Annotated in this window: 20 protein-coding genes and 1 pseudogene; 16 read left to right on the top strand and 5 right to left on the bottom strand. The window is 59.0% G+C overall.

Annotated features, from left to right (window positions below; all coding sequences use genetic code 11):
• Positions 1 to 2 precede the first annotated feature (2 nt).
• From BS629_RS26610 to BS629_RS26590, 5 genes are all read left to right on the top strand, one after another.
• Positions 3 to 674 carry a response regulator transcription factor gene (locus BS629_RS26610; protein WP_077988617.1) on the top strand — a complete coding sequence of 224 codons (672 nt, stop codon included), beginning with the start codon at positions 3 to 5 and terminating at the stop codon, positions 672 to 674.
• 140 nt (positions 675 to 814) lie between these two features.
• Positions 815 to 3475: a PAS domain-containing protein gene (locus tag BS629_RS26605; protein WP_077988594.1), complete on the top strand. Its 2661-nt coding sequence runs from the start codon at positions 815 to 817 to the stop codon at positions 3473 to 3475.
• A complete protein-coding gene (locus BS629_RS26600; protein ID WP_077988593.1) occupies positions 3472 to 3846 on the top strand; it encodes a response regulator transcription factor in 375 nt (124 codons plus the stop codon). Before BS629_RS26605 ends, BS629_RS26600 begins: the two co-directional genes overlap by 4 nt.
• 136 nt (positions 3847 to 3982) lie before the next feature.
• Entirely contained in the window at positions 3983 to 6985 is a 3003-nt protein-coding gene (locus BS629_RS26595) for a PAS domain-containing protein (protein WP_077988592.1), read from the top strand.
• A gap of 179 nt (positions 6986 to 7164) precedes the next feature.
• Entirely contained in the window at positions 7165 to 8463 is a 1299-nt protein-coding gene (locus BS629_RS26590; RefSeq protein WP_077988591.1) for an epoxide hydrolase family protein, read from the top strand.
• 56 nt (positions 8464 to 8519) lie between these two features.
• Here the strand turns inward: BS629_RS26590 and BS629_RS38600 are convergent.
• Positions 8520 to 8675: pseudogene (locus BS629_RS38600) on the bottom strand (IS630 family transposase); the annotation flags it as partial.
• A gap of 183 nt (positions 8676 to 8858) precedes the next feature.
• On the opposite strand from BS629_RS38600, the gene BS629_RS26585 reads away from it, so the two are divergent.
• The 5 genes from BS629_RS26585 (at position 8859) to BS629_RS26560 (ending at position 16774) form a co-directional block, all read left to right on the top strand.
• Complete coding sequence (locus tag BS629_RS26585) at positions 8859 to 10085, top strand: MFS transporter (protein WP_077988590.1); 1227 nt, start codon at positions 8859 to 8861, stop codon at positions 10083 to 10085.
• Positions 10085 to 12496: a PAS domain-containing sensor histidine kinase gene (locus tag BS629_RS26580; RefSeq protein WP_077988589.1), complete on the top strand. Its 2412-nt coding sequence runs from the start codon at positions 10085 to 10087 to the stop codon at positions 12494 to 12496. The genes BS629_RS26585 and BS629_RS26580 overlap by 1 nt, the downstream gene beginning before the upstream one ends.
• A 394-nt stretch (positions 12497 to 12890) precedes the next feature.
• Complete coding sequence (locus tag BS629_RS26570; RefSeq protein WP_077988616.1) at positions 12891 to 14792, top strand: potassium transporter Kup; 1902 nt, start codon at positions 12891 to 12893, stop codon at positions 14790 to 14792.
• A 101-nt stretch (positions 14793 to 14893) separates the two neighbouring features.
• Positions 14894 to 16237 carry a chloride channel protein gene (locus tag BS629_RS26565; protein WP_077988587.1) on the top strand — a complete coding sequence of 448 codons (1344 nt, stop codon included), beginning with the start codon at positions 14894 to 14896 and terminating at the stop codon, positions 16235 to 16237.
• A gap of 159 nt (positions 16238 to 16396) precedes the next feature.
• Positions 16397 to 16774, top strand: coding sequence for a GFA family protein (locus BS629_RS26560; RefSeq protein WP_077988586.1), 378 nt, complete (start codon positions 16397 to 16399; stop codon positions 16772 to 16774).
• Between the two features lie 288 nt (positions 16775 to 17062).
• Here the strand turns inward: BS629_RS26560 and BS629_RS26550 are convergent, their stop codons facing one another.
• The gene (locus tag BS629_RS26550) at positions 17063 to 17860 is read right to left on the bottom strand and encodes an SOS response-associated peptidase family protein (RefSeq protein ID WP_077988615.1); all 798 of its coding nucleotides are present in this window, start codon (positions 17858 to 17860) and stop codon (positions 17063 to 17065) included.
• Positions 17861 to 18134: 274 nt separating this feature from the next.
• Here BS629_RS26550 and BS629_RS26545 point away from each other — a divergent pair, with 274 nt between their 5' ends.
• The 6 genes from BS629_RS26545 (at position 18135) to BS629_RS40025 (ending at position 24228) form a co-directional block, all read left to right on the top strand.
• Complete coding sequence (locus tag BS629_RS26545; RefSeq protein WP_077988584.1) at positions 18135 to 18572, top strand: VOC family protein; 438 nt, start codon at positions 18135 to 18137, stop codon at positions 18570 to 18572.
• Between the two features lie 88 nt (positions 18573 to 18660).
• A complete protein-coding gene (locus tag BS629_RS26540) occupies positions 18661 to 19293 on the top strand; it encodes a hypothetical protein (protein WP_077988614.1) in 633 nt (210 codons plus the stop codon).
• Between the two features lie 267 nt (positions 19294 to 19560).
• Complete coding sequence (locus tag BS629_RS26535; protein ID WP_077988583.1) at positions 19561 to 20406, top strand: class I SAM-dependent methyltransferase; 846 nt, start codon at positions 19561 to 19563, stop codon at positions 20404 to 20406.
• 346 nt (positions 20407 to 20752) lie between these two features.
• Positions 20753 to 22195 carry a DUF1254 domain-containing protein gene (locus BS629_RS26530; protein ID WP_077988613.1) on the top strand — a complete coding sequence of 481 codons (1443 nt, stop codon included), beginning with the start codon at positions 20753 to 20755 and terminating at the stop codon, positions 22193 to 22195.
• 835 nt (positions 22196 to 23030) lie between these two features.
• The gene (locus tag BS629_RS26520; protein ID WP_245315116.1) at positions 23031 to 23954 is read left to right on the top strand and encodes a histidine kinase dimerization/phosphoacceptor domain -containing protein; all 924 of its coding nucleotides are present in this window, start codon (positions 23031 to 23033) and stop codon (positions 23952 to 23954) included.
• The gene (locus tag BS629_RS40025) at positions 23947 to 24228 is read left to right on the top strand and encodes an ATP-binding protein (RefSeq protein WP_245315115.1); all 282 of its coding nucleotides are present in this window, start codon (positions 23947 to 23949) and stop codon (positions 24226 to 24228) included. Before BS629_RS26520 ends, BS629_RS40025 begins: the two co-directional genes overlap by 8 nt.
• Before the next feature lie 728 nt (positions 24229 to 24956).
• Here the strand turns inward: BS629_RS40025 and BS629_RS26515 are convergent.
• The 3 genes from BS629_RS26515 to BS629_RS26505 all read right to left on the bottom strand — a co-directional run bounded on the left by BS629_RS26515 (position 24957) and on the right by BS629_RS26505 (position 26732).
• Positions 24957 to 25832, bottom strand: a complete 876-nt coding sequence (locus BS629_RS26515; RefSeq protein WP_077988582.1) for a DUF1236 domain-containing protein — start codon at positions 25830 to 25832, stop codon at positions 24957 to 24959.
• Between the two features lie 102 nt (positions 25833 to 25934).
• Entirely contained in the window at positions 25935 to 26330 is a 396-nt protein-coding gene (locus tag BS629_RS26510; protein WP_077988581.1) for a DUF1236 domain-containing protein, read from the bottom strand.
• A gap of 129 nt (positions 26331 to 26459) precedes the next feature.
• Positions 26460 to 26732 (bottom strand): BON domain-containing protein, encoded by a 273-nt coding sequence (locus tag BS629_RS26505; protein ID WP_077988580.1) that lies wholly within the window; start codon positions 26730 to 26732, stop codon positions 26460 to 26462.
• Between the last annotated feature and the right edge of the window lie 94 nt (positions 26733 to 26826).

The following is a 26826-nucleotide window of genomic DNA, read 5'->3' as shown; positions in this document are numbered from 1 at the left end:
ACATGTACCGGATGACCTCCACGGTGACGACTTCGAACCTAGGCGATCAGGATCGACCGACAGTCTTCGTCGTTGATGACGACATCTCAGTGCGAGAATCGCTGGAGCTGCTGATTGGCTCCGCCGGGTGGCGACCCCTGCTTTTTGACTCCGCGCAAAGTTTTCTCGAAGCACCGGTTCTGGCCTCTCCCTGCTGCCTGGTTCTTGACGTGAATATGCCAGGACTGAACGGCCTCGATCTCCAGAGCATGATTACGACAAGCCGGAGCAGGATGCCGATCATATTCGTGTCCGGTTTCGGCGACGTCCCGACGACCGTGAAAGCTCTCAAAGGAGGCGCGTTGGATTTCCTTACCAAACCGATCGAGACGGTTGCGTTCCTGGATGCCGTGAGCTCGGCGTTGGAACAGAGCGCGGCCATGTTGCGTGACGATAGCAACCTGCTTGCGCTGCAAGGTTGTTACGAGGCGCTTACCAAGCGCGAACGAGAGGTCATGGTGCGCGTGGTCAAAGGGCTTCTCAACAAGCAAGTGGCATACGAGTTGGATATCAGCGAGATCACCGTCAAGGCGCATCGCGGCCAAGTCATGCGGAAGATGTGTGCCCGAACTCTTCCCGACCTCGTGAACATGGCCGCGCGCCTTCGGCTGGAGGAGCCACCCGAAATTCACTGAAGCGTAAAGCCTCGATCGGCGCGCGGCACAACTTAGTAGAACCCGGCGATAACGGCACAACCGATACCATAGGATAATATACGGCAGGTTGATTAAAACGCACGATATCCTGAGGGTGCAATCCCGCGAAAAGGATAGATATGAGCGTGGAACTCGTTCGGGTTCTGGAAGCGTTGCCAGGAATGGCTTTTACCGCCCTCTCGGACGGCAGCATCGATTTCATGAACGCCAATTTGGTTGATTTCCTCGGGCTTGGCGAAGCGGTGACGGTTTGGCCATTAGCCGCCCCTCCCGCAGACCTGCGGAACACGAGACAGCAGTGGTACGCGCTGCTGTCCGGGCGCGAGCCTTTCGAAATCACATTGCCTATAGGTCACCCCACCGCCTCGTTGAAGGAATTGCATGTCCGTTGCAAGCCATCGATCGACAACGATCGAGTGGAGAGGTGGTACGGCTTGGCGACGGAGGGGGCGGACATTGCATCGCGACCAGAGATGCGAGACGGCGCCGCCGAGAAGGCATCGGAAAATCAGACTGTCTTGGAAAGCATACCGGCCGGCATAGGAGTCCTTGATGCGAACGGAAACGTCGAGGCGATCAACGGTCACCTCCTGCAATACTATGGTCGGTCGCTTGATGAACTACGTTCCTGGGGTCGAAGTGACGTAGTCCATCCCGATGACATGCAGGGGTTAACCAACGCCGTTCAAAAGGCGGTCGTCAGAGGCACGGCCTACGAGGCCGAGGTACGGCTCCGGCGCGCGGACGGCGAATATCGTTGGTTCCAAATCGTCGGTTATCCCCTCGCGGATGAAAGCGGCGGCATCGCCCGTTGGTACGCGCTCCATATAGATGTCGATGACCGGCGGAAGGCCGAGGACGCGCTGCGATCCAACGAAATGGAGCTTAGGAACATCGTCAACGCGATGCCACTCACCGTGTGGACGAGCCGCCCCGATGGCTACTGCGACTTTGTGAACGATAGATGGCTGGAGTATGCCGGATTGAATGCCCAACAAGCTGAAGGCTCTGGTTGGGAGTCTGTCGTTCACCCGGAGGATGCGAGCCATCTCGCAAAGTCCTGGAACGCTTCTCTTGCTTCGGGTCGTCCTGCTGATTTCGAAGCAAGAATGCGTGGAGCCGATGGCGGATACAGGTGGTTTCTGTTTCGCGCGACGCCGCTCCTGGGTGAAGACGGCAAGATCATCAAGTGGTACGGCACCCACATCGACATCGAAGACCGGAAGCGCGCGGAACGAGCGCTGGCCGAACGAGAGCGTGAGTCTCGTTTGATCGTCGACGGCATCGCAGGAATGATAGCAATCTTCTCGCCAGAAGCCCAGTTGATCGACGGCAATCAGCAGATCCTCGACTATTTCGAGCGTCCGCTGTCGGAATTGAATGACTGGTCGAGCAACGGTATCACGCACCCCGACGATCTGCAGACCTGCATCGATAGCTTCATGGGCTCCATCGCCACGGGAGAACCATACGATTACGAAACCCGCTTTCTCCGGCACGACGGCACGTGGAGATGGTTCCAGCTTCGGGGGCTCCCCCTTCGCGACGCCGAAGGCACGATCATCCGGTGGTATGGACTATTGACGGATATCGACGACCGAAAGCGAGCCGAGGAGAAGCTACGCAGAAGCGAGGCGTTTCTCGCGGACGCCCAACGCCTCAGCAAGACAGGGAGCTTCTTGCTGAATCTTGGCACAAGCGAAGTTACCTGGTCGGCGGAAACCTATCGTATCTTCGAAGTCGATCCGACGACGCCGGTGACGCTCGACGTCGTCCTGTCCCGTCTGAATTCCGATAGTCTAGCTACCGTGGAGCAGGTTATCGATCAAGCCAACAGAGGGGACGGCGACTTCGACTACGACATAACCCTGATAACGCCGAGCCAATCGCCGAAATACATACGGGTGCTTGCGCATAGTGAGCGGAACAGGGATGGGGATCAGGAATTGATCGGCGCCGTGCAGGACGTTACCGAGAGCCGGAAGGCGGAAGATGCGCTCAATCAGGCGCGGTCAGAACTGTCCTATGTAACTCGCGTTACGAGCCTCGGTGTGTTGACCGCGTCGATTGCTCATGAGGTGAATCAACCGCTAGCTGGCATGGTGACCAATGCGGAGACTTGTCTGCGAGTTCTGGCTTCGGATCCCCCAAATCTCGATATCGCAAAGGACACGGCACGGCGGACGATCCGCGACGCCAACCGCGCTGCCGACGTGATCGCCCGTCTTTGGGAATTGTTTAGCCGCAAACCACCGCACCTCGAGGCAGTCGACATCAATGAGATTGCCGAGGAAGTCATCGCGCTGATATCCAGCGACCTGCAGCATGCGAAAACGTCATTGACGGCCGACTTTGCAAAGGACTTGCCGAGCGTGACCGGCGCTCGCGTGCAGCTTCAGCAAGTTATCATGAACCTGCTTCGAAATTCGATCGAGGCGATGCCGGCCGCGGGAGATCGGCCGAGACGAATTCGTTTGAGGACAGAAGGAGGCCTTGGAGAAGTCCGGCTCTACATCGAGGATACTGGCGCAGGATTTGCCCCACAGGGGCTAGAGCGGATTTACGATGCCTTTTACACGACGAAGCCAGACGGAATGGGAATCGGCCTCTCTGTCAGCCGTTCGATTATAGAGAACCATCAAGGCAGGCTGTGGGCTGCACCAAACGCTGACAATGGTGCTACCGTAGGATTTTCGGTCCCGACATCTCCGAGCGGCGACGGGAAAAGTATCGGTCGGTCGGCGGTACCGACGGCAAGTGATATGCGGAGGAATTTATGACTACCAGCAAGAAACACGTCTCGGTCGTCGACGACGACGAATCCGTCCGCGAAGCCCTACCGGATCTCCTCCGCTCGTTCGGTCTGTCTGTGGAAGCCTTTGCGTCCGCTGAGGCGTTTTTGAATTCGAAGTCGTTACAAACCAGCGACGGCATGATCCTCGACGTGGCAATGCCTGGTATGACCGGGCCGGAGCTTCAGCAGGAACTCGGTCGGAGAGGCCGAAGGATTTCAATCATATTCATAACGGCGATCAAGGATGGGGACGTGCGGTCGAGGTTGATACGTGAAGGGGCTTCGGACTGTCTGTTCAAGCCCTTCAGCGCCGACGACCTTCAGGATGCGTTGCGGCTCGCATCGTTGTTAGACTGATATAGAGGGGTTGGCGGACCTGGAATGCCCAGCAATCCGGCATACGCGTAGGTACTAAAGTGTCTAGTGCCGCGCAGTAGCCGTCAAATGATCGATATTGTAGGCTCTCGCCCAGAAAGTGGGCTTTGAGTGGGCGATGGGGATAAACGTCTTTCAGTTCTTCGATGCGCTGCCCGGTATGGTCTGGACCATGCAGGAGGATGGCCAGGTCGATTTCGCCAACCGGAGCTGGGTAGAGTTCACGGGGCTGCGACCGGCGTCCGGACAGGCTTGGCGCTGGGAGGATGCGGTGCACCCGGCCGATGTTGGCGCGGTCACATTGCATCTGCAGAACCTCAGGCACGCAGAGACAGAGGGAACGAGCGAAGCGCGCCTTCGGAACGCTGCAGGCGAATTTCACCATTTCCTCATCCAGTGGGCCCCTTTGGAAGACGTTCCCCGCGGCGTAGTGAATTGGTGCGCGGTCGCGACCAATATTGAACCCGTCGTTCAAAAACGGGAAAGGTCGCAGGCCGCACTCGATTTCCAGCTCGTCGTCGATAGCATCCCGATACCCGTGGCCGTGACAACACCGACTGGGGAAGTCGAAGGCCTCAACCAACTGACCCTCTCCTATTTTGGGCTAAGCCTCTCGGATCTAAAGGACTGGAAGGCTTCGGAGGTCGTGCACCCGGATGACTTGAAGGAAACCATCGAAGCCCAGATCGCCGCTCACATGGCGGGCACGTCTTATAACGTTGAGAGCCGCCATCTTCGCGCCGACGGAATTTATCGGTGGCATAACGTACTGGGTCTACCGCTGCGGGACATGTCTGGTGCGATCCAGCGGTGGCTGCATCTGCTGATCGACATCGATGACCGAAAACGGGCCGAGGTAGCTCTCGCAAACAGTGAACGCGAGTCTCGCTTGATTGTCGGCACTATCGCAGGAATGGTCGCGCTCTTTACGCCCGAAGGTCAGTTGAACGGCGCAAATCAACAGCTTCTCGACTACTTCCAACTGCCCCTGGAGGAGGTTGTGAACTGGGCGACCAACGGTATCACGCACCCCGACGACCTGCAGCACTGTGTCGAGACATTTACGGCGTCGCTCAAAACGGGAGAGCCGTATGACTTCGAGACGCGCTTCCGTCGCCATGATGGCGAATTTCGCTGGTTCCAGGTCCGCGGCCACCCGGTCAAAGACAATAATGGCGGGATCGTCCGCTGGTATGGTCTGCTGACTGATATCGATGATCGGCGCAGGGCGGTGGAGGCGTTGCGCGAGCGCGAGATCGAGCTGCAATTGATCGTAAACTCGATCCCAGGCCTCATCATTGTGCTCCGGCCCGACGGGGCTGTGGAGAGCGTAAACGATCAGTCCTTGCGATATTTCGGCTATGATTTCAACGAGCATCAAAAGTGGAAGACCAACGATATCATTCATCCTGACGATCGTGACCGGGGCGTGGCTAGATTCGCCGAGGCAGTCGCCGCTGGTCAATCGTACGAGGTGGTGGAAAGGCTCCGTCGGCACGACGGCGTCTATCGTTGGTTCCAGGTGCGGGGAACTCCCGTGCGCGACCACGAGGGCCTCGTTGTACGATGGTACTTCCTGCTGAATGATATCGACGACCGGAAGCACGCCGAAGTGGCGCTTGCTAACAGCGAGAGGGAATTCCGCCATATCGTCAACATGGTTCCGGGCATGATCATACTTTCGCAGCCTGATGGAACACTCGACGGGAGCAACCAACAGCTACTGGACTATTTCGGAATCTCTCTCGACGAGGTGCAAGACTGGTCAACGAACGGCATAACTCACCCCGATGACGTGCAAGTCAATATCGATACCTTCCTGGGCGCACTCAAGAGCGGCAATCCTTACGACTACCAAAGCCGTTATCGAAGACACGACGGCGTGTTCCGATGGTTCCAGGTGCGAGGACAGCCACTTCGTGACGCAGAGGGCAAGATCGTCCGATGGTATGGACTACTGACTGACATCGACGATCGCAAGCAGGCCGAAGATGAACTGCGTAGAAGTCAGGCCCTTCTCGTTGCAGGCCAGCGCTTGATCAGGACGGGTACGTTCTCCTGGCATGTCGAAACCGACGAGCTGATCTTGTCCGACGAATGGCTTCGAATCCTCGAATTCGAAAAAGACGAAGTCGTGACGTTTGACCGGATAACGGAGCGGATACACCCGGACGACGTTGCGCTCTTTGCCGGGAAGATCGGCGCCGTACGCGAAGGCGACGAGGACTCGGAATACGAGGTCCGCGTTCTCGCCCGCAACGGCGACATAAAGTACGTTCGTGTCATCGGCGAGGTTATAATTCACCGGAATGGAAATCGGGAATGCCTTGGAGCGATCCAAGACGTGACACAAAGGCGCTTGACGGAGGAAGCGCGCGATCAGTTGCGCACAGAGCTTGCGCGAGTGACCAGCATCCTCAGCCTCGGTCAGATGTCGGCGGCGATCGCGCACGAGGTGAACCAGCCACTGTCAGGCATCATCACGAACGCGAACACCTGTCTGCGGATGCTTGCAGCCACACCGCCCGACATAGAAACGGCCCTTGAGACGGCGCGGCGCACGATCAGGGACGGCAATCGTGCCACCGAGGTAATCGCCAGACTGCGGGCGTTATTCAGTAAGCGCAACATCGAATTCGAAGACGTCGATATAAACGACGCGGTGAGTGAGGTAGTCGCCTTGTCTGCAGGTGATCAGAGACGCAACGGCGTCGCTATTCGAACGCACTTCGCCACCTCCCTTCCCCCCGTCAACGGCGACCGAGTCCAACTTCAACAAGTGATCAACAACTTGCTTCGCAACGCCATTGACGCGGTATCTGGCGTGAAGGATCGGCTGAGATCGGTCGAGATCCAAACCGAGCTCGGCGGTGATGGGCAGATAAGCGTTGCGGTCAGCGACAACGGAATTGGTCTCGACCCAGACGGAGGTACGCGGATCTTCGAAGCGTTCTACACGACGAAGAACAATGGGATGGGGATCGGTCTTTCAGTCTGTCGTTCCATCATCGAGAGTCATGGTGGTCGCCTTTGGGCTGAGCCTAACCAAGGGCCGGGCGTTACCATGCACTTCTCCGTACCGTCCGCCGAAGAGGCAAGCATCACGGCAGCCTCGCAATGAAAAGCTGGAATCTCCCCCCGCTCCGGCAGCTCTGATCCGGTTCACCTCCGCACGACAGTCGAGCAGGCGGGGGAACCACCCGATACAAAGGTGTCGGCCATACCTTGGTGCAATTGTTGCAGAACTCCTTCGGTGCGAACTTCCTCCTCGTCAAACAACGCACGAGCAAGGAGGACGCCATGTCCCGAGTAGAGCAAAGAGTCACCCGTCGAACACTGCTTGCAGTCGCGGCGTCCGCCAGTGCAATTGGGGTGTTTCCCAAAGCGTTCGCAGCGACCGGTACGGTATCCGAGCTCCGACCCTTCAAGTTTACCGCGTCCAAGGATCAACTCGCCGATCTCCATCGACGCGTTGCCGCCACCCGCTGGCCGGACGAGGAAAACGTCACAGACGACAGCCAGGGCGTCAGGCTCGACACGATTAAGAAGCTCGCCGCCCATTGGAAGACCCACGACTGGCGAAAGGTCGAGGCTCGGCTTAATTCCCTTCCGCAGTTCCTTACGGAGATAGACGGCCTCGACATTCATTTCATTCACGTCAAGTCGACGCACGAAAATGCGCTGCCAATAATCATCACCCATGGCTGGCCTGGATCGGTCATCGAACAGATGAAGATCATAAAGCCCCTTACCGATCCTACCGCCTTCGGTGGCACCGAAGCCGACGCTTTTCATGTCGTCATTCCTTCCCTTCCGGGCTACGGCTTCTCGGCCAAGCCCAGGGAGACGGGCTGGAATCCGCCGCGCATCGCCAAGGCCTGGGCCGTGCTGATGCAGCGCCTCGGCTATACGAAGTACGTCGCGCAGGGCGGCGACTGGGGCAATGCGGTCACCGAGCTGATGGCTGTGCAGGAGCCAGCGGGCCTCATCGGCATCCACACCAACATGGCGGCCACCGTGCCAGCCGATATCGCCAAGCTGCTGTCATCGGGCGCGCCGGCGCCTGCGAGCCTCTCGGACGACGAGAAGCGGGCCTATGGGCAGCTCGACGATTTCTACAAGAACGGGCTCGGCTACGCGATCGAGATGAACAATCGGCCGCAGACGCTCTACGGCATTGTCGATTCGCCTATTGGACTTGCCTCCTGGATGCTCGATCACGACATCCGCAGCTACCGGATGATCGCTCGTTCCTTCGGCGGCGAGAAGGAAGGCCTTACGCCCGACGACGTGCTCGACAACGTCACGCTCTACTGGCTGACGAATACGGCGATCTCCTCGGCGCGCCTCTACTGGGACAATGCGCATTTCCCCTCCGGCGGCTTCTTCGATCCGCGCGGCATCAAGATCCCGGTCGCAGTCAGCGCGTTCCCGGATGAAATCTATCAGGCGCCGCAGAGCTGGGCTGAAAAGGCCTATCCGAAACTCATCCACTATGGCCGGCCGGCAAAGGGCGGGCATTTCGCTGCATGGGAGCAGCCCCAGTTGTTTGCCGCCGAACTCCGAGCTGCTTTCAAGCCGATCCGCGAAAATATTTAAAACGCACGGCGGCGCGGCAAGCCGCGGCGCGTTTGACACATTAGAGCGGGATTGTTTTAGGTCTGTTCATATCCGGCTTCCTTGAAGTAGTTTTGGCACTCTTTCGGCGAGACGGTTTGAAGGGTTTCTGCCAGCGCGTCGTCGATAGCCTGTCGGGTTCGGGCCTGCGCCTTGCGCAGCCCGTGCTTGACCTTGGCAAAGAGCTTTTCTATCGTCAGAGATCAGAGGCAATACCTTAGTATAGTGTGCTTGGTGCAAGTTTGCGGTAAACTCATCCTGATGGTGAGTACCACCTATGCTTCCAAGTCACTGGACGCGAGGCGCTTCTCACCACGCGTGCTGCAAATACTTTGGCAAGGTTTATCTGCGGACGATACGGCCAGAATTGGCGGAAAATGAACTGGGGCGGTCTACAAAGTCATCAGACTATCCGCTGGGCGGTCGCCTACGGCTTGTTCGGCGCACCTCGCTCAGGAGCGTCGATTGCCTTCGCATTGGCAGCACTCTCGATCACGGGGAACCCCGCTACTGGGGCAACGGCGCTCGCGGCCATGACAACCGCGCAACTTGTCGGAGCCTTGCCAATTGCCCGGTTGGGGCGGAGTGCGAACTCAATCGCATTCTTCAAGGCTCTCATCTTTATTCGGACGGCAGCACTGTTCGCTTGCGCTACAGCGTGTGGAGTGGGCGCGCCGTACGCAGTTTTCATCGCTGCGGCGGTGGCCGCCGGCCTCGTGCAAGGTGCGGCCTTCGGCTATCTGCGTGACAGCGCAAACTATCTTGTAGTGCAGTCACAGATGACAAGGGCACTCGCCTTGGCAGCTTTTGCGTCGGACCTCACCTTCCTCGTCACCCCGATTTTGGCAGCCAGTCTTGGATCGGTATCCGCATCATTCTCGATAGCTGCAATCGCAATACTCGGCGCGGTGCCCGCAATGATCTTGCCGTCCGCACGATGCAATGTAGAGCCGCAAGCGGCAGAAACCCGAACTAAATCGGTGACGCCTGAAGTTCTTCTCTGGCTCGGATGCGCCTGTGCCAGTTCCGCCGCCATCAGCGGCATCGAAGTTGGTGCGGTGTCGCTTGCGATGGGGTTCAATCTGCAAGCGGGGTACGGCGCGATATTCACCGGATCCCTGTGTGCGGCGTCGCTTGTCGGGTCCATGGGAAACGGACTGCTCAACAAAGCCTACTCGAAGCAGCAGGTCGCCGCGATGTTCCTCTCGATCATTATCGGCATGGCGCTGATCCTTCAGAATTCCTTCGGTTTATCGATACTCGGCTGCGCGCTTGTGGGGATATGCGCCCCATCGCTCGGCATCCACTACTCGTTGCAGCTCAACAGACTGGTGACGCCAGAGATGAGGGCTGAGGTTTTCTCCGCGCTGAAAATTTCGACTTCATTCGGTACTATCCTAGCCTCGGCGACGCTCGGCTCGACTTCTGTCACGCTTACCCTGACCGCTTCGATGTGGATGCTCGCTTGCGCGCTGGTGGCAATTCTCTCGAAGGACTTCATCATTGGGCGACGGCTGACCGAAACGCGCCTCAGCGGCGGCGCCGGACTAGCGACAGCTCCTGCCCTGACAGCGGGGCGTCGAAGTGAACGGAACGACCGTTGATGTCAATGTCACTCGACGAGGAGGCACTCACGTTTGAGTCCAACGACGGCCTAGGAATCTTGAACAGCCTGCCCGGCCTGGTCTGGACAACGGACGAAACAGGCGCCCTGAGCTATGCGAACTCGCGCTTCACTGACTTCACTGGCCTGATAATCGATCAGGGTGGCTCGCGGCAGTGGGCAAGCTTTCTGCATTCGGACGATCATCTCCTCATCGTTCCGGCGCAGAAGGGTGACGTTCAACTCGTCGCCGCCCGTTTGCGGCGACGAGACGGAAGATTCGAATGGTTCAATATTTCTGCTTCGCCAATGAAAGGGCTCGGAGGGGAGATCTGTTGGCTTGCGACAGAACGTCTTGAGAGGACCGACAACCAGATTGGCAACGCCGATCGTGACTTTCGGAGTTTCCTAGATTCCCTGTCACTCCAAGCGCTTCTACTGACGCCTTCTCTGGAGCTTGAGTTTGCAAATCAGGCAGCATGGCGGTGGTACGGCTTATCACCAAGCGCTCAGGTGCAAGACAGATCATCCCACTTCAATCTTAGCAAACTGAAAGAAATCGCCTTTCATTTGCAGGCGGGGCAGGACGGAAACAAACCATCTGTCATGTCGTATCAAGCGCTCTCTGCGGACGGAACGCTGCGCTGGCTGGAGGCACAGGCCGTACAAATCCCGATGCGAAACGGAGAGTTGACGGGCTATTGCGTACTTCAGATCGACGTTCAGGACAGTCGGGACTCCTCCCGCCTCCTCGGACACGAAATGGAGATACTCGAAATGGTCGCGCGAGGCGCACCGTCGGCAAGTGTTCTTCAACGGCTTTGCGATGTCGTCGCGGATCTGGTTCCGGACCTCGTTTGTGGCTTCCTCGAGCTTTCGCTTGACCGCAAGCTCTTTCGAATGGGGGCGCCCACTAGGCTGCCTGGCGAGTTCAGGGAGATCTTCGACGGCAAGAACGTGACTTCGGACAAGAATCCCTGCTCCACGGCAGCTCTGACAAAAAGGACTGTCGAGATCACAAATCTGGCCGAAAGCGACCAGCGTGAGACGTCGATGGGCGAGATCATGTTGGCCAACGGTCTGAATTACTGCCAGGCCATTCCAATTCTGTCCCCGTATGGGAACACGGCCGGGATATTTGTAATCCTACGTCATCAGCAAGCACCCCTCGAACCTCGCGAGCAGCAAATAGTCGATCGAGCGAAGCATATGGCAGCTATCTCCATAGACCGGACGCGTCACGAGGAAGCTCTTGTCAGGCGAGAGACGCAGGTCGAGCGGAGCCAGGCGCAGCTCGTCGCCGCTCAACGGATTAGTTCAACAGGGAGCTTTACATCTGATATCCAGCGGGATGAGAACATCTGGTCTGAGGAGTTCTACAGAATATTCGACCTCGACCCCGAGCTCGAGCCAAGCATCGATGCGGTCAGGGAGCGGGTCCATCCAGAGGACCTGGAACTCTTTGACTTCGAGATGGAGAGAGGGTTTGCTGGTGAGGATTCCGATTTTGTCTTCCGGATCATCAGGACAGATGCGTCCGTCAGGTTCATTCGAGGACTTGCCAGGGTAACACACTACATCGGCGATCACCCGGCGTTCATGGGAACGGTACAGGACATCACCGAGACAAGACGAGCGGAAGATGCTCTCCGACGTGGTGAGGAAGCACTGTTAAAGGCCCGAGAAGAACTCGCATACGTCTCCCGCGTGATGACAATTAGTGCTCTGACGACCTCCATAGCGCACGAGGTGAGCCAACCACTTTCGGGCATTCTCGCGAACGCCAATGCATGTGTCCGTCTATTGGCGCTCGATCCACCGAACATCGCCTCCGCAACAGACACTGCCCGGCGGACGATCCGAGACACCATGCGCGCAACCGAAGTTATCAAGCGACTTCGGGCTATGTTCAATCGGCAGTCTCCAGCGATGGAGAAAATCGACCTGAATGAGATAGCTCGCGAGGTGATTGCATTATCTGCGCGGGACATACGTGAGAAGTCTATCGTCCTGGAAGCGAGGCTGACCCCAGAGCTCCCGTCCGTCAGCGGCGATCGCATTCAACTTCAGCAGGTCATTTTGAATATGGTCCTGAACGGAATCGAGGCCATGGCAGAGATCGAGGGGCGCCCTCGCCGTCTGCTCGTGCGAACCGCGCTGGTGAGCGAGGACATGCTCACTTTGTCAATCTTGGATGCGGGCGTCGGCATAGCCGCTGACGCTGCGGACAAGATGTTCGAACCATTTTTCACGACGAAGCGGAACGGGATGGGTATAGGTCTCTCCATCAGCCGCTCGATCATTGAAAATCATGGCGGCCGAATGTGGGCGGTGCCGAACGACGGACCAGGTGCGACCTTTGCCTTCTCTCTTCCTAGCCTTGGCAAGCCGACTGACCGACAGCATACGTGAAGCAAGCGACTGCCACCAGCCGTTCCCGAATGTTCCTAACAAAACCGTCAGCATTGAACTATTCCGACAACCTGTATCGCCACAGACCGTGCGATCCGCAAGAAGCGCATGGACCTTGATGCCATAAGCCTTGCTGTCGCCGAAGCACTTGAGGCTGGTGCGAGCTGCGCCTGCGGGGTGATGATGCCCGTCGCCATCACCGAGTCAACGCCGAAGGCAATGTCCATGAGCCTCAACACTGGGGGTAGCCCCGTGATGATGCCCTCACGAGCCTGTTCCATCACGACCTTTATTCGGAAGGTGGATGCAACCGCTGGGCAGACGTTCGCGTTGCCATCAGACCAAGCCGGTGGCACCTTCCAGCATTCACCGTGCATACTACAGGACAGCCCATTTGACCGATGCCAAGCTCCGATCAGCAGATCCGGAACTGGAACACCAGAGCCGGCGAGGACTGCCATCGCTCGTTCTCGCTGCATTGGGCGTCGTCTATGGCGACATCGGAACCAGCCCGCTTTATGCATTCAGAGAGGCTCTGCACGCCACCGGCGGATCCGGAGCGGATCGCGCGGACGTCCTTGGAATCCTGTCACTGATCGTCTGGGCGCTCACGATCGTAGTCACCTTGAAGTATGTGACGTTCGTGCTGAAGGCAGACAACCGGGGCGAAGGCGGCACGCTGTCTCTCATGACGCTCGCCCGCGAAGGTCTGGCCGGACGCCCCAAATGGGTGCTTGTCCTGGGCGTGATCGGCGCCTCGCTATTCCTCGGTGATGCGATCATCACGCCTGCGATCTCAGTCCTGTCTGCGGTCGAGGGCATCGAGGTGGTCGCACCGGCGTTGTCCAACTGGGTCGTGCCGATCACTCTCACGATCATCGCCGTGCTGTTTTTCGTCCAGCGATTCGGCACGAGCGGCGTGGCGTCGGTGTTCGGTCCCGTAACGGCTCTGTGGTTTATCGTTCTTGGCGTCAGCGGGGCGATCCACATCTTTGACGATCCGTCGGTGTTAGCCGCAGTCAATCCGGTACACGCACTCCAATATATCGCAAACAACATCGGCTCGGCCATCGCGGTGCTCGGGGCCGTCTTTCTTGCCGTGACCGGCGCCGAGGCTCTGTATGTCGACCTTGGACATTTCGGACGCCGCCCGATCGTCACGGCGTGGTTTTCGCTCGTCTTCCCTAGTCTGCTTCTGAATTACTTCGGACAGGGGGCGTTCGTGCTCGCGAACCCGGAGATGGCTGAGCATCCCTTTTTCAGCATGCATCCGGAGTGGGCGCGGATTCCTATGGTCTGTCTCGCCACCGCGGCAACGGTCATCGCCAGCCAGGCCGTGATCTCCGGCGCCTATTCCCTCGTCCGTCAGGCGATGCACCTCAACCTGCTTCCGCGCCTGCGAATCCTCCACACCTCCGAAACACAATCCGGACAGATCTTCATGCCGCAGGTGAACAACCTGCTGTTCATCTTCGTCGCTGCTCTGGTACTCTTCTTCCAAAACTCGAGCGGCCTTTCCGCCGCCTATGGCATCGCCGTGACAGGCGAAATGTTCATCACTTCGATCCTCCTGTTCATCGTGATGCGCCGTATCTGGAGCTGGAAGCTGGCGGCGGCTCTTGCAGTCATCGTGCCGATTACGCTGATCGACGCCGGGTTTCTAGCCGCCAACATCGCGAAGTTCGCAGAAGGCGGATGGGTTCCCGTTGCTGTGGCGACAACGATGGCGCTCATCATGCAGACATGGACGGCGGGACGTCGGCTGCTTGCCGCCCGCACCAAGGCCGACGAAATCCCACTTTCGGCGATCATCGACAACCTCGCAAGGAAGAAGCCGCCCACGGTGCCTGGGACTGCGATGTTCCTGACAAGCGACATCGAAGGCGCGCCGACCGCACTTCTCCATAGCCTGAAGCACTACAAGGTGCTCCATGAGCAGAACGTCATTCTCAGCGTCGTGACCTCGACCACGCCTTTCGTCCCGGACGATGAGAAAATTTTTCTCGAAAGCTTCAATCGCCACTTCAGCCGGCTTGTGATCACGTTCGGCTACATGGAGACGCCAAACATCCCTCGTGCGCTCGTTCTCGCCCGCAAGCTTGGTCTGAAGTTCGACATCATGTCGACCTCGTTCTTCCTTTCCCGCCGAACGATCCTCCCGTCGAAGAAGGGCGGCCTGCCGTTCTGGCAGGACCGGCTGTTCATCTCGCTTGCTGAAAATGCCAGCAATGCGACAGACTATTTCGGGCTGCCGTCGGGGCGAGTGGTCGAACTTGGGCTGCAGACGACCATCTAGCCAGCAGCACGCCAGCAATCGACATCCTGCAAGTGGGGGTGATCTTGGGGCGCGATGGCGCTAGTAAAGGACAACCCCGCCCCGTATCGCCGAGCCCCGACATGCCATCATCCTATCGATATTCCAAGCTCTTTCGCCGCTCCCGCGTCTTATGGGGCTCTTTCTCGCTTTGGCAGCCGAGGCTGGTGTTTTGGTGCGGGGCATTGGCAATCGGGGTGATCAGCGTCGGCTTTGCGAAGCTTGCGGATCTGGCGCAGAAGGGCTTCGGGTCTCTCACCTCGTCCGGTGAATGGGCCTTCCTGCTGCCACTTGCGCTGACCCCGCTCGGCTTCATGCTGTCGGCCTATCTGGCGGCGACGCTGTTTCCGAATTCGCAGGGCAGCGGCATTCCGCAGGCGATCGCCGCGCGACATCTGCGGGACGAAGAAGATCGGACGCGGCTGCTGTCGCTGAAGATCGCTTTCGGCAAGATTGTGCTGACGGTGCTCGGGCTATTCTCTGGCGCCTCGATCGGCCGCGAGGGTCCGACCGTGCAGGTCGGCGCGTCGATCATGCTCGCCGTCGCCCGGTTCAGTGGCATGGCGCAGGCGCGCGGGCTGATTCTGGCCGGATCGGCGGCGGGCATTGCGGCCGCCTTCAACACCCCGCTTGCCGGTATCGTCTTCGCCATCGAGGAGATGAGCCGGACCTACGAGTCTCGGACGAACGGGCTGGTGCTCACGGCAGTCATCCTCTCTGGTCTCGCGGCTCTTGGGCTTTCTGGAAGCTACAATTATTTCGGCATGGCATCGGCTGCCCCCACCGAGCTTCGCGACTGGGGGCTGGTTCTGATCTGCGGCATCGGCGGTGGTGCGCTTGGAGCGGCCTTCAGCGGTTTCGCGTTGCACTTCGGCCAAAAGATCCGCCGCTGGGCGCAACCACAGCCGCTGAAGCGCATGCTGGCGCTTGCGGGCATCTGCGGACTGGCGATCGCAGTCATCGGCGTGGCGTCGGGAGGCACGACTTTCGGCACCGGCTACGAGCAGGCGCGAGCTGCGGTCGAAGGCAATGCCCTGCCTCTGCTCTTCTTCGTTGAAAAGCTCGCCGCCAGCTTCTTGTCCATGCTGTCAGGTATTCCGGGCGGCATCTTTGCGCCGTCGCTTGCCGTCGGCGCCGGTTTCGGCAGCACCGTCGGCTCCCTGCTCGGCACCAGCATCGCACTGGCGGCTATCCTCGGCATGGCCGGCTATTTCGCAGGCGTCGTGCAGGCGCCGATGACGGCCTTCGTCATCATCCTGGAAATGACCGGCGACCACCAGGCAGTCATCCCAATTATGGCGGTGTCGATGATCGGCTACGTGACTTCGCGGATCCTGTCGCGCGAACCCCTCTACCACGGTCTTTCACGGGTCTTTATTGCGGCGGCGATCCGGGCGCGGCGTGTTGTCGAAAGGGAATCGGAGTAGCGTGCCTACGCGGACGAGCGACAAACCTGCGCGGCATGCTCCCGGCGTCGAAACGCTTCTCGGGCTGTGCTCGATCCTTCCACCGGCATCGCGGGGTCGACGAAGGGAGGCGTGAGTAGTCGGTTGGCATCGCGAACATCAATTAGGGAGGAGCACGGAATGAGACGAGCGGCCAGTTGTTCATGCGGCCAGCTTTCGATAATCGCCGATGGAGAACCCGTCAAAATCTCCGTCTGCCATTGCCGGGCCTGCCAGCGTCGCACCGGCAGCGCGTTCGGAGTGGCCGTCTTCTTCCAAGCGAATCAAATGGAGACTTCCGGAGCGTCGAACAGCTACGTCCGGTCGGGCGACAGCGGGAGATCGATCGATTTCAGGTTCTGCCCGGTGTGCGGGTCGACCGTTTTCTGGATGCCGGAGTTCAGGAAAGGTCTCGTCGCGGTCGCTATAGGATGCTTCGCCGACCCCTCCTCGCTAGCGCCGACGCAAAGCGTCTACGGGGAAAGTCGCCTGGGGTGGGTATCGCTCGATTTCGGTTAGGCAAAGGCGTGTCGGCAGTGGGGCCTCTTTCTCTAGGCGATTTCCGAGGCCCGCCCTCTAGTTTGTGATTTCCTCGCGAGCGAGAAAACCATTAATATCCCGGCATGATATTTTCAGCCTCCGCGATAGGTTTGAAGCTGTTCGGGCTCGTGAGCCTTGCCTTCCACCGACGTCCTGAAGCGACATCGACGGAAGCCAGCGAAAATGTTGTGGTAAGTCTCCTGCTCGACGAATGGTGCAGGCATTCGGCAACGAACCGAAACGATCCGAACGCCTACGGCTGTCCGTTTAGAGCAAGCTCGGCTGTGAGACCGGATCCCCGGACTTCGTCACGATGTTGGACCCATATGGCTCCCTCGACGTCACCATGAGCTTGTCATTCGGAAGCGGACGGGCAAGTTCCTTGGCCTCCTCCCAGGGTGCACGCATCCAAACATCGGTCTGTTCATTGGTCAACAGCAGGACCGGCATCGCCTTGTCATGGATTGGCTTGACGAAATCGTTCGCATCGGTCGTAAGGAATCCATACAGATCGTCTGTCGTGAGTCCGTCCTTCACCTTTCGCACGCTCGTCCACTGGGAAACCCAAATTCCAGCAAAGCACATCACCGACTTGCTTTCATCTCGCGCGAACCATGCGTTAGGGGTATTGCCTCCCTCTTCCTTGCTCGCCGGATCCGGTTCGGCAAAACTGGTGACCGGGACAATGCAATGGTGTTCGACGCCGAACCAACGCTTCCAATGTGGGAGGTTGAGATTGCGGACGTTCGTCGTGCCTCTGTCCGGCTCCATTCGAAGCAGTTCGGCCATGTTCACTGGCAGACCTTTGGCCCTCAGTTTCTCAGCGCGAATTTCGGCAGCTTTTTTGAGAGCGAATATTGGCGATGGAAGTCCCCACTTCACATGGGTCAACTGTTTCCGACCATCCGGCGTACTCCGGACGATTGTTCCCATCTCGTTTGGATTTACTTGGTAGGCAGGCATCAGGTTGATCAGGCTCTCGGCGTCCAACGCCCATTTGCGAACCCAATCCTTGTCTTCCAAGCGATACAGTTGCACATCGAAGGGATGACCTCTCTCCTGCATCGAAGCTAGCCGATACTTGCCCGCCGTCAAGACGTTTTGGTTCCGGCAAGCAGCGACGCTGTAAGCCAAAGGGCGGCCAGATTTCAGAAGTGCGGGATTAGCAACTGCCGGGCTCGTCTTCCGGCTCGAAAGTTCGAACGTTAAGGATTCTGAACTGGGAACCGGCGTGACAGCATCCGAAAAATTTGCCTAAAGATTTCGATAGCGATGTCGGGACCGATGGCCCATCCACGTCCTAGAAGGAAATCGGATTAAAAACCGGAGGATGGAGAGCATGGCGCTCAAGCGAATGGACAACATCGGGATTGTCGTCGAAGACCTCGGAGTGGCGATAGACTTCTTTCGCGAGCTGGGTCTCGAACTCGAGGGCCGCGCGACGATCGAGGGCGAATGGGCCGGTCGTGTCACTGGTCTGGGCGATCAGCACGTCGAGATCGCCATGATGCGGACGCCGGACGGACACAGTCGGCTGGAGCTTTCACGCTTTCTCAGACCTGACGTCGTCGCGGATCATCGGAACGCTCCGGTGAACGCCCTTGGTTATCTGCGAGCCATGTTCACGGTCGACGACGTCGAAGAGACCGTTGGAAGGCTCCGCACGCACGGCGCCCAGCTTGTTGGCGATGTCGTCCGATATGAGGACGCCTACAAGCTCTGCTACATCCGCGGACCCGAAGGTCTTCTCATCGGGCTTGCCCAGGAACTCGGGTGAGCAGCGAAAAGAGGTCAGTCGCGCCTTGGCTTACCCGGCGAATATCGTGATCATCGACGTGGAACGCAGGGGATCCCATCTAGGCGCGATGCCGAAACACGAAAAGAACGATGTCGAGCTGGTCAGAACGTGGATCCTGCCGCCAGCAGCGACCCTGGGATCTTCGGTGCGCGCGAAGGGAATCCTCCTCGAACTGCGTGCACGACTCCCGGTCGCGTCGAAGAAGTCACTCGATATCGAGCACGGAGAACTCACGCTGTCGATGCCTGCAAGTGCCAAGGCAGAATTCCATGCGGTGGCGTCTGTTGTCGCCAGTGCGCTCAAAGACATCGAAAGCCTGCCTGTAATCCCCCGCGAGATCGAGGATATTCTTTCGATCAAGACGAGCGAGCGTCATCGCTGGCTCAAGGACGGCCGCCTGCCGAGTGCTGGGACGCGCACGGTGAAACTGCGCGGTCGCGCGCGGAAGATCACGTTCCACGTCTTCGACCCGCGGGTCGTGGAAGACCTGCTCGATCGAGGCGTCGTCGAAGAGTGGCGCGAGGAGGATGCGGCAGCGGCTGCGGAGAACAGACGACGGGCGGCCTATAAGGCGAAGCTGACGCGGTTGTTGAAGAAGGGCAAGACCGTCAAGGCGGATGCCGTCGCCGGACCCGACGAGGCTCCTCGCGCAGAACTGGCGGGCTGGGAGGAGTTCGGTCGCGACGGATTGCTTCGCTGAAATAACTAGTCCGCACAGGCCAGCCGCTAACTGAAATGCTGCATTATGGAGCAAGCCACCATGCCCATTCGGTGTGCGGATAATGGTTCGGCCAATTCCGGACAATAGTTGACAGACCCGTATAATCGGTATTCCCTAGCCCGCTAATATTGCGGCAAAAGGCGCGACCCGGTTTTCAATCCGGGCTGAGGGCGTAAGACAGAGTAGCCTGCGCCACAACTCACTTTTCCATAAAGTATTTGTTGTGACCTCGGGTCGGGCAGGTAGATGGGCAGCGCATCAAATTCCGAACACATTACGTCGACTGGTCATAGGCTCAGCGCCAGCGGACACCTCGATATTCATTACGTCGCGCTAAAGGACGAGTATGATGCAACTCTCCGTGCCGCCGGCATTCAGCCTGGCTGGTCAGTGCTTGACGCGGGTGCAGGCAACGGCGTCTTCCTTCCTCTGATGGCGGATTTACTCGGCGCAGACGGGCATATCGACGCTTATGATCTGGCAGAGGAAAATGTCGAAGCTATCCAAGGCTTGATTGCAAGTCAGCGGTTTGCTTGTTCGGCAAGCGCGCGCCTCGGTGACATCCTGGCGCTGCCGTATGAGAGGGGCACGTTCGATGCGGTCTGGAGCGCGAACGTCATCCAGTATCTGAATGACGAGGAGCTGACACGAGCAATCGCTGAGTTCTGCCGCGTCGTAAAACCGGGCGGACTTGTTGCCGTGAAGGAAGTCGATATCTCGGTTTGGCAATATCAACCGCAAGATCCCAAACTGATTTGGCGGTTGCTCGATGCGCTCTCCGATGATGTACAGATGTCCGGCGCCATGAGAGGAACGCGCGTGCCCGCCTGGTTTCGAGCGGCGGGTCTTGAGCACGTCTCCGCCATCACGACCCTGGCCGAGCGCCGTCAGCCGCTCAGGCCCGTCGAACGCGAATACATCCGCAACAATCTCGAATTCCTGTCCGGCCTCGCCCGGACATGCGACCTGCCCGAAGCGGACCGTGACCAATGGAAGGCGATCGGCGAAGAGCCGGAGCGCCTGATTTCCGACCCGGACTTCTGCTATCGCGAAATGTGGGTTCTCAGCTTGGGTATCCTGCCGAACTGTTAAAACACCCTCGGCTTTGCATCGATGATGCGAGAGGAGTTTCTCCAAGAGCCGCGACACAGAGGTCCCTCGGCGAGCTCGGAACGCGTGTCCCGTTCTCGGGCAACGGAAGCGCGCGGCGAGCTGCTGGATCATGCGACATGTGCATGATCTCAGCGCTTCGGCGGGCTAGACTGCCAGTTTCGAGCGCGTTGAAGCCGAGCAGGGTCTCCGACCCCTCATACGGCTCGTGAAGGCCGTACGCTACAGTAACATACGTTTCTTCTTCCTCATCGTCGCGTCATTCTTCCTGCACATGACCCGAGCTCGCGTGCCTGATCGCACGACGCAAATCGAAAGGACGTTCAAAATGCTTACGAAACGCGATCTGCTACGCTCTGCTGCGATGGCCGCACTCGTCGCCGCGACGGCAAAGTCCACCTCGGCGCTTGCGCAGAACAAGCCCGAATGGCCGAGCCTGTTGGAAGCAAAGGACATCGCCGAAGAAGGCTTCATCTACGGCCTGCCGCTGGTGATGAACTACGCCGTCATGCAGGAGTTCGCCGTGGACAGGAACTCCGGACAATTCAAGGCGCCGTTCAACGAGATCAACAGCATGCATCAGGTCGCAAGCCCGGCGGACACGGCAATCATCACGCCGAACAGCGACACGCCCTACTCGATCCTCTGGCTGGACTTGCGGGCCGAACCGATGGTCATCTCGGTGCCGACGGTCGAAAAGGAACGCTATTACTCGGTCCAGCTCATCGACGGCAACACCTACAATTTCGGCTATATCGGCTCGCGCGCCACCGGAAGCGAGCCGGGCTCCTATCTCGTTGTCGGACCCGACTGGAACGGCGAGAAGCCCGGAGGCATCAAGCAGGTCTTCACCTCGAGCACCCCGTTCGTATTCGCCAACTTCCGAACACAGCTTATCGATGCCGAAGATATGGCGAACGTAGAAAAGGTGCAGGCTGGCTACAAGGCGCAACCGCTTTCGGCCTTCCTCAAGCAACCCGCCCCGCCCGCTGCACCGACGATCGAGTTCCTTCCCGCCACCACTGCCGGCATCAAGAAAAACTTCTTCGAATATCTCGACGTTGCTCTGCGCTTCGTCCCGGAGACGTCAAGGGACAAGGACATCCGTGCGAAGCTTGCAAGAATCGGCATCGGCCCCGGCAAGACCTTCGAGTTCAAGGATCTGCCGCGCGAACATAAGGCCGAGTTGCTAGTCGGCATGAAGCAGGGCGACGACAAGATCGACAAGTGGCTGGCCAGCGGAAACAAGCCCATCAATGGCTGGAACGTCAGCTCGCTTCTTGGCGACGCGGCCTTCTTCAACGGCGATTGGTTGATGCGCTCAGGCGCTGCCAAGGCAGGTCTCTATGGCAACGATGCAGCAGAGGCCATGTACCCCTTCACCCGAACAGATGCGAGCGGAAAGCCGCTCGACGGCAGCAAGCACAAGTACACGATCACCTTCCCGCCGGGCCAGTTGCCGCCAGTGCATTCGTTCTGGTCAGTGACCATGTACGACGGCAAGAGCCAGTTACTGGTCAAGAACCCGATCAATCGCTACCTCGTCAACTCTCCGATGTTGCCGGGAATGAAGAAGGATGCGGACGGTTCGCTGACGCTGCACATCCAGAAGGACAGCCCCGGAGCGGACAAGGAAGCCAATTGGCTTCCGGCCCCGGACGGCACGATCTATCTCGTGATGCGCCTGTACTGGCCAAAGACGGAAGCGCCTTCTATCCTGCCTGCGGGGAAAGGTACGTGGCAGCCGCCCGGCGTGAAGCGGGTCTCGTAGGATCCACTCATGATCCGGCGGCCATTCCTCGCTCCTGAATCGAATAAACCCCGCATCGCCGGACAAGTCTGTGGCTGAACATAAAAAGGGGCTATCGGCACGGCAATGATGGAGGTGGCAGGCTGTATGGAAAGGATGTCCAACGACATCGCGGTGAGCGCAACCGGCGCGGTCATCTTGCGGCGGGCCGCGAGGCTTGTTGGTACCGTCGAAGGTCTTTTGGAGAGGCAGGCGAAGCTGGCGTCGACCGTGCTCCCTCAAGCCACGCGAACGGCAAACCCGGTTCGCACCGCCTTTTCCCGGCGTCGTTTCCGCGGTGATGCCGGTTAGAGGATCGACGTCGCGTCCCCTACACGCGCTCTTGAAATCAACACGATCATCGGCTATCTACAGCTCATCGGCGTTGCTGGTGAGTGCTCCACGGGAGTATTCGCGACTGCGGAAGTCGCTTATCTGCTTTTGACCACGGATGTACTGGCACTGGTGTGAAGAGCGATGTTGGAAAGGTCGGTGCGGTTTCGCCCCGGCCTTTTTTATGGCCTGCCTATCAGCGCAAAGCTCCTGGCCATCCCTTCGACGGTTCCTCGGCCTCTAGACCCGGACGATCTCGGCAGGGGTGATTGATGGCCTCCTTGCTCATCGGTGAAAGCATTCTTGCATGTGCAGGTCTTGTCGCGGACGACGTACTACTGCGACATCGGCGACGTCAATTGTCACATGTGACCTCGCAAGGAGGGCGACAAGCATGATTCCGCCTATTAGTATCGGTCCTTCCTGCTGGCGCCCATAATGTGGCAGCGAGAGTTCCACAGCCGCCGAAGAAGGATCGACGCCCGTGTCCGAACCAGAAGTTCACGAAGAGCCCTCGCCCCATCCCGACCGAAAAGCGGCCCCGGAGGAACTCGTCTATAGGCTCCGACAACAGCGGATCGCTGCGGACTTCGGCTACTTTGCACTAAAGACAGAAGACCTTGACGAGCTCTTGCAGGAGGCGACGCGGCTTGCCGCCGAAGGACTCGATGCATCCTTCGCAAAGTATCTGCTGCATTTGGGCGACGGCTCCGGCTTCCTGGTCGCCGCAGGCGTCGGCTGGGGGCCCGGCGTGGTCGGACATGCGACGGTGGGCGACGATATGGAAAGCCCGGCGGGTTATGCTTTTCATACCGAGAAGGCGGTGATCTCGAACCACCTCTCGAACGAGGAGAGATTTCGAACGCCGGCGCTACTCGTGGAACATGGTATCAAGCGCGCTTTAAACGTGATTATCCGTTGCGAGGAGCGGCGCTACGGCGTCCTCGAAGTGGACACGCCCGGCGAGGGCCAGTTCGACGAGTCGGACGTTGCTTTCCTTGAAAGCTTCGCCTCCATGCTCGGGGTCGCAATGCAACGGGCAGAGCGGGAGGCGCGGCTTCGGGAGTCGATCAGACATCAGGAGGTGCTGACCTTGGAAGCGAGCCACCGTGTCAAGAACTCCCTGAGCATCGTGGCGAGCCTCCTGTCGATGCAGGCCAGGGCAACCGGGAACGACGACGCGGCTAGAGCCCTGCAGGAAGCAGGTCAGCGCGTCCAGACGGTTGCGTCGCTGCACGACCGCCTGTGGCGCAGCAAGGCAGTGCGAACAGTCGACCTGAACAAATTTCTGCACGAGCTTTGCGAGCAAAGTCATGGCAGCGTCCTCAGGCGTGACGATCTCATGCCGAGTGGACAGCGTCACCATGTTGACAGAGCAGGCGGTGAACGTCGGTCTTCTCGTGAATGAACTTACAACGAACGCGATGAAATACGCCTTCGACGAGGGCGCGACCGGAACGATTGAAGTCGCGGTCGCGGTCTCGGGCGATGGCACGCTGCGACTTTCCGTCGACGACGATGGCAAAGGTCTGCCTGCCGATTTCGACCCGTCCACCACGAGCAGCCTTGGCGTCAGGCTGATCACCTCGATCAGCAGGCAGCTTGGCGGCGAACCGAAGTGGGTGAGGCTCTCCCGAGGCACGCGGTTTGCGTTGGAGTTTTCGCCAGCGTCCGACCTGTGAGCACGACGAGATACCGAGGTCTATTCGAATAGCTGCGGAGCTTGGCATAGGCGGCGATCTGGCTGGCGTCGAGAATCCGGGTCACCTCGAGACGGGCCGCAAGGTGAATGAACCTGAGCCGTGACCGGCTCGCCTCCAGCGGCGACCAGGTCGCGAAATCGGATTCCGTAATGGCCCTGCAACGTTGCGGTGCTGCAGCGGGCGTCGCCCGGAGTGATCCTCGCCGGAGCCTCATCCTCGGCCCGTCGCCGGTCTGTGGCGACGGTCGGTAGCCGTGCGCGGCGGGCAGCCAGTCCGGTCCAAGCCGGTGACCGGTGAAAATCGTGGGCGACATCGACTACGAAGGTGCGGTCGACGATGCCGGCGACGACAAAGTCGGCGAGATAGGTCCCCCGTAGGACAGCTCGATGCAGACGGAGGTCCCAGCCAGGATGCCCGCGACGTCGAGAAGACATGCGACGTCGCGGGCATCCTGGCTTCGGAAGATCAGAGACATTGAGCAACGTCAGCGAGACGATTCAGATGACGATCCTCCCGGACTACCAGGAACCCAAACCCGAGCCGATGTCTGGTGGCCTGAGGATAGCGCCAGACTGCCGACGATGGCGACCATTGCAATCAGGATGACGACGACGTGAAACGCGACGCCGGATGACTTTTCTTCATGGTAGATCATTGATCACTCCTGACAGCTCCGGCGGCGTCTTTGCGCCGCCGGGACATGCCTGTTAAGCCTCGATGATGTAGACGATCGTAAGGGCATCGGGATCGACAATGACGATCCGGCCATCCGCAAGGATGAAGAAGCGGTAGCCTTCATACTGCGGAACGATCTTGACGATGCGTGGCGGCAGCGGTTCAAGGCGAACCTTCTTCGGGATCGTCGTTCCGACAGAGACCGTGAAATTCACTTCCTTCACCGGCTCGACATGGACCTCCTTCACCACTGTACGAATTTCGGTCTGCTGCTCGACGGAAATGTTGACGTTGGTCTTGGTGTTGGATGTCTGATTGTTCGTCGTAGCGTTGTTGTTGACGTTGGTTTCGGAAGAGCTCTTGTTCGTCGTCGAAGAGTTCTGGTCGGTCGACTGCTTCGACGCATCGCCGCTTTGCGTGGTGGTGCCGCTCTTCGTGCTCTCAGCAGGCTTGGTTTCGGTGCTGCTCTTCGTGCCTGAGGTGGCCGAACCGCTTGTATCGCTGCTGCCGGACTTGGCGGCGGGCTTCTGTTCGGTCGTGGCGCCGGCGTCTTGCGATCCGGGCTTGACTTCTGTCGAGGCCTTGCCGGAGGCCGTTCCGCTCGTCGAAGACTTGTCCTTGGAAGGCTGCTCGGCGCTCTTTTTCATATCCGAATCCTGGCCGGATTTCTGCTGCGACGACTGGCCCTTGCCTTGCGGGCAGGCTCCCGAAGCGTCGGGGGTGCAGTCGGTGCCGGTTCCGGTGGCGCTGGAGCCAGACTTCGAACCGGCGTCCGTGCCCGTCTGAGAACCGGATTGGGCCTGGCCGCTGCTCTTGGTGTCCTGCTGGGCTGCTGCCGGCAGTGTGGCAAGCGGCGACACGCTCAGTGACAATGCTGCCACCAACATGGTGATATGGTTGCTTTTCATGATCAATCTCCGAGGTTTCGGGCACGCGATGCCGCCCCGCATTCTCATGCGTCGGATGCGTGCCCTGACTGCTGTAAAGGGGGCGGCTTCAGCCGCCGATGGTCACTGAATGACCTGAATGACCTTCCGGGAGGAAGGTTCGACGATCACACGCTCATCGTTGACGATCGCGTATGCATATTTTGGGTCGTCGGGAATTGGCGTGACGACCACGGTCTCCGGCAGGGGCTGTCCGACGACGACCTTCTCCTTCACCACGACACGCGTGGTCGGGGCCGGAGCCTGCTGAACATAGGTCACCACCTTCTGCGGCGGCGGATCGATGACGCTACCCGCCACGCCGCCGACGATGCCGCCGACAGCAGCACCGACCGGGCCGCCGACAATGGCACCCGTTGCAGCACCGCCTGCTGCGCCCGTCACTGTGGACGACTGCGCAAAGGCAGAAGTCGATGCCAACAGGATGCCCGCGGCGATTCCTACTACTTTGATATTCATCTGTTTTCCTCCTTGGATGCGGTTGGTTCCGCTGCGGAGACAAACCGAAAGATGGAGGAAGTGTTCCAGAAGTAGGACCTCATGCCGGGGCTTGGTCAGACCTTGGTCCGAGCCGCAGAATTCGGCTGTCTACTGCGTGGTAAAACGGCTCAGCATCCGGTCCTGGACGTTCTCCCAGCCGACGATCATCGCGGCAAGCGAGATGGCTTTGTCGCGGTCTGCAGCCTTGGTTATAAAGCCTTCGAGCAGGACCACAGGGCCGTGCATCCTGACCTCGATGGCACTGCTGTCGATATTAGGATCGGCGGAAAGGGATGCTTCGATTGTCGCGATCGTGGACGCCGAACTATGGCCTTGCGAGCAGCGCTCTTCATGATTGTAGTTATCGGGGCCGAACTTCATTTTGTCCTCCTGTTCCGCCCCTCTACGGACGTACACATACCCGGAATTATGTAGCAATTGCCACCAACGAAGCGGGTCTTGAGGCGTGAGTATG

Origin of the sequence: Rhizobium leguminosarum bv. viciae USDA 2370, assembly GCF_002008365.1 — a bacterium.
In the GTDB taxonomy this organism is placed as follows: Bacteria; Pseudomonadota; Alphaproteobacteria; order Rhizobiales; family Rhizobiaceae; genus Rhizobium; species Rhizobium leguminosarum.
The sequence above is the reverse complement of the archived record's forward strand: the minus strand, read 5'-3'. Positions and strand labels throughout refer to the sequence as shown.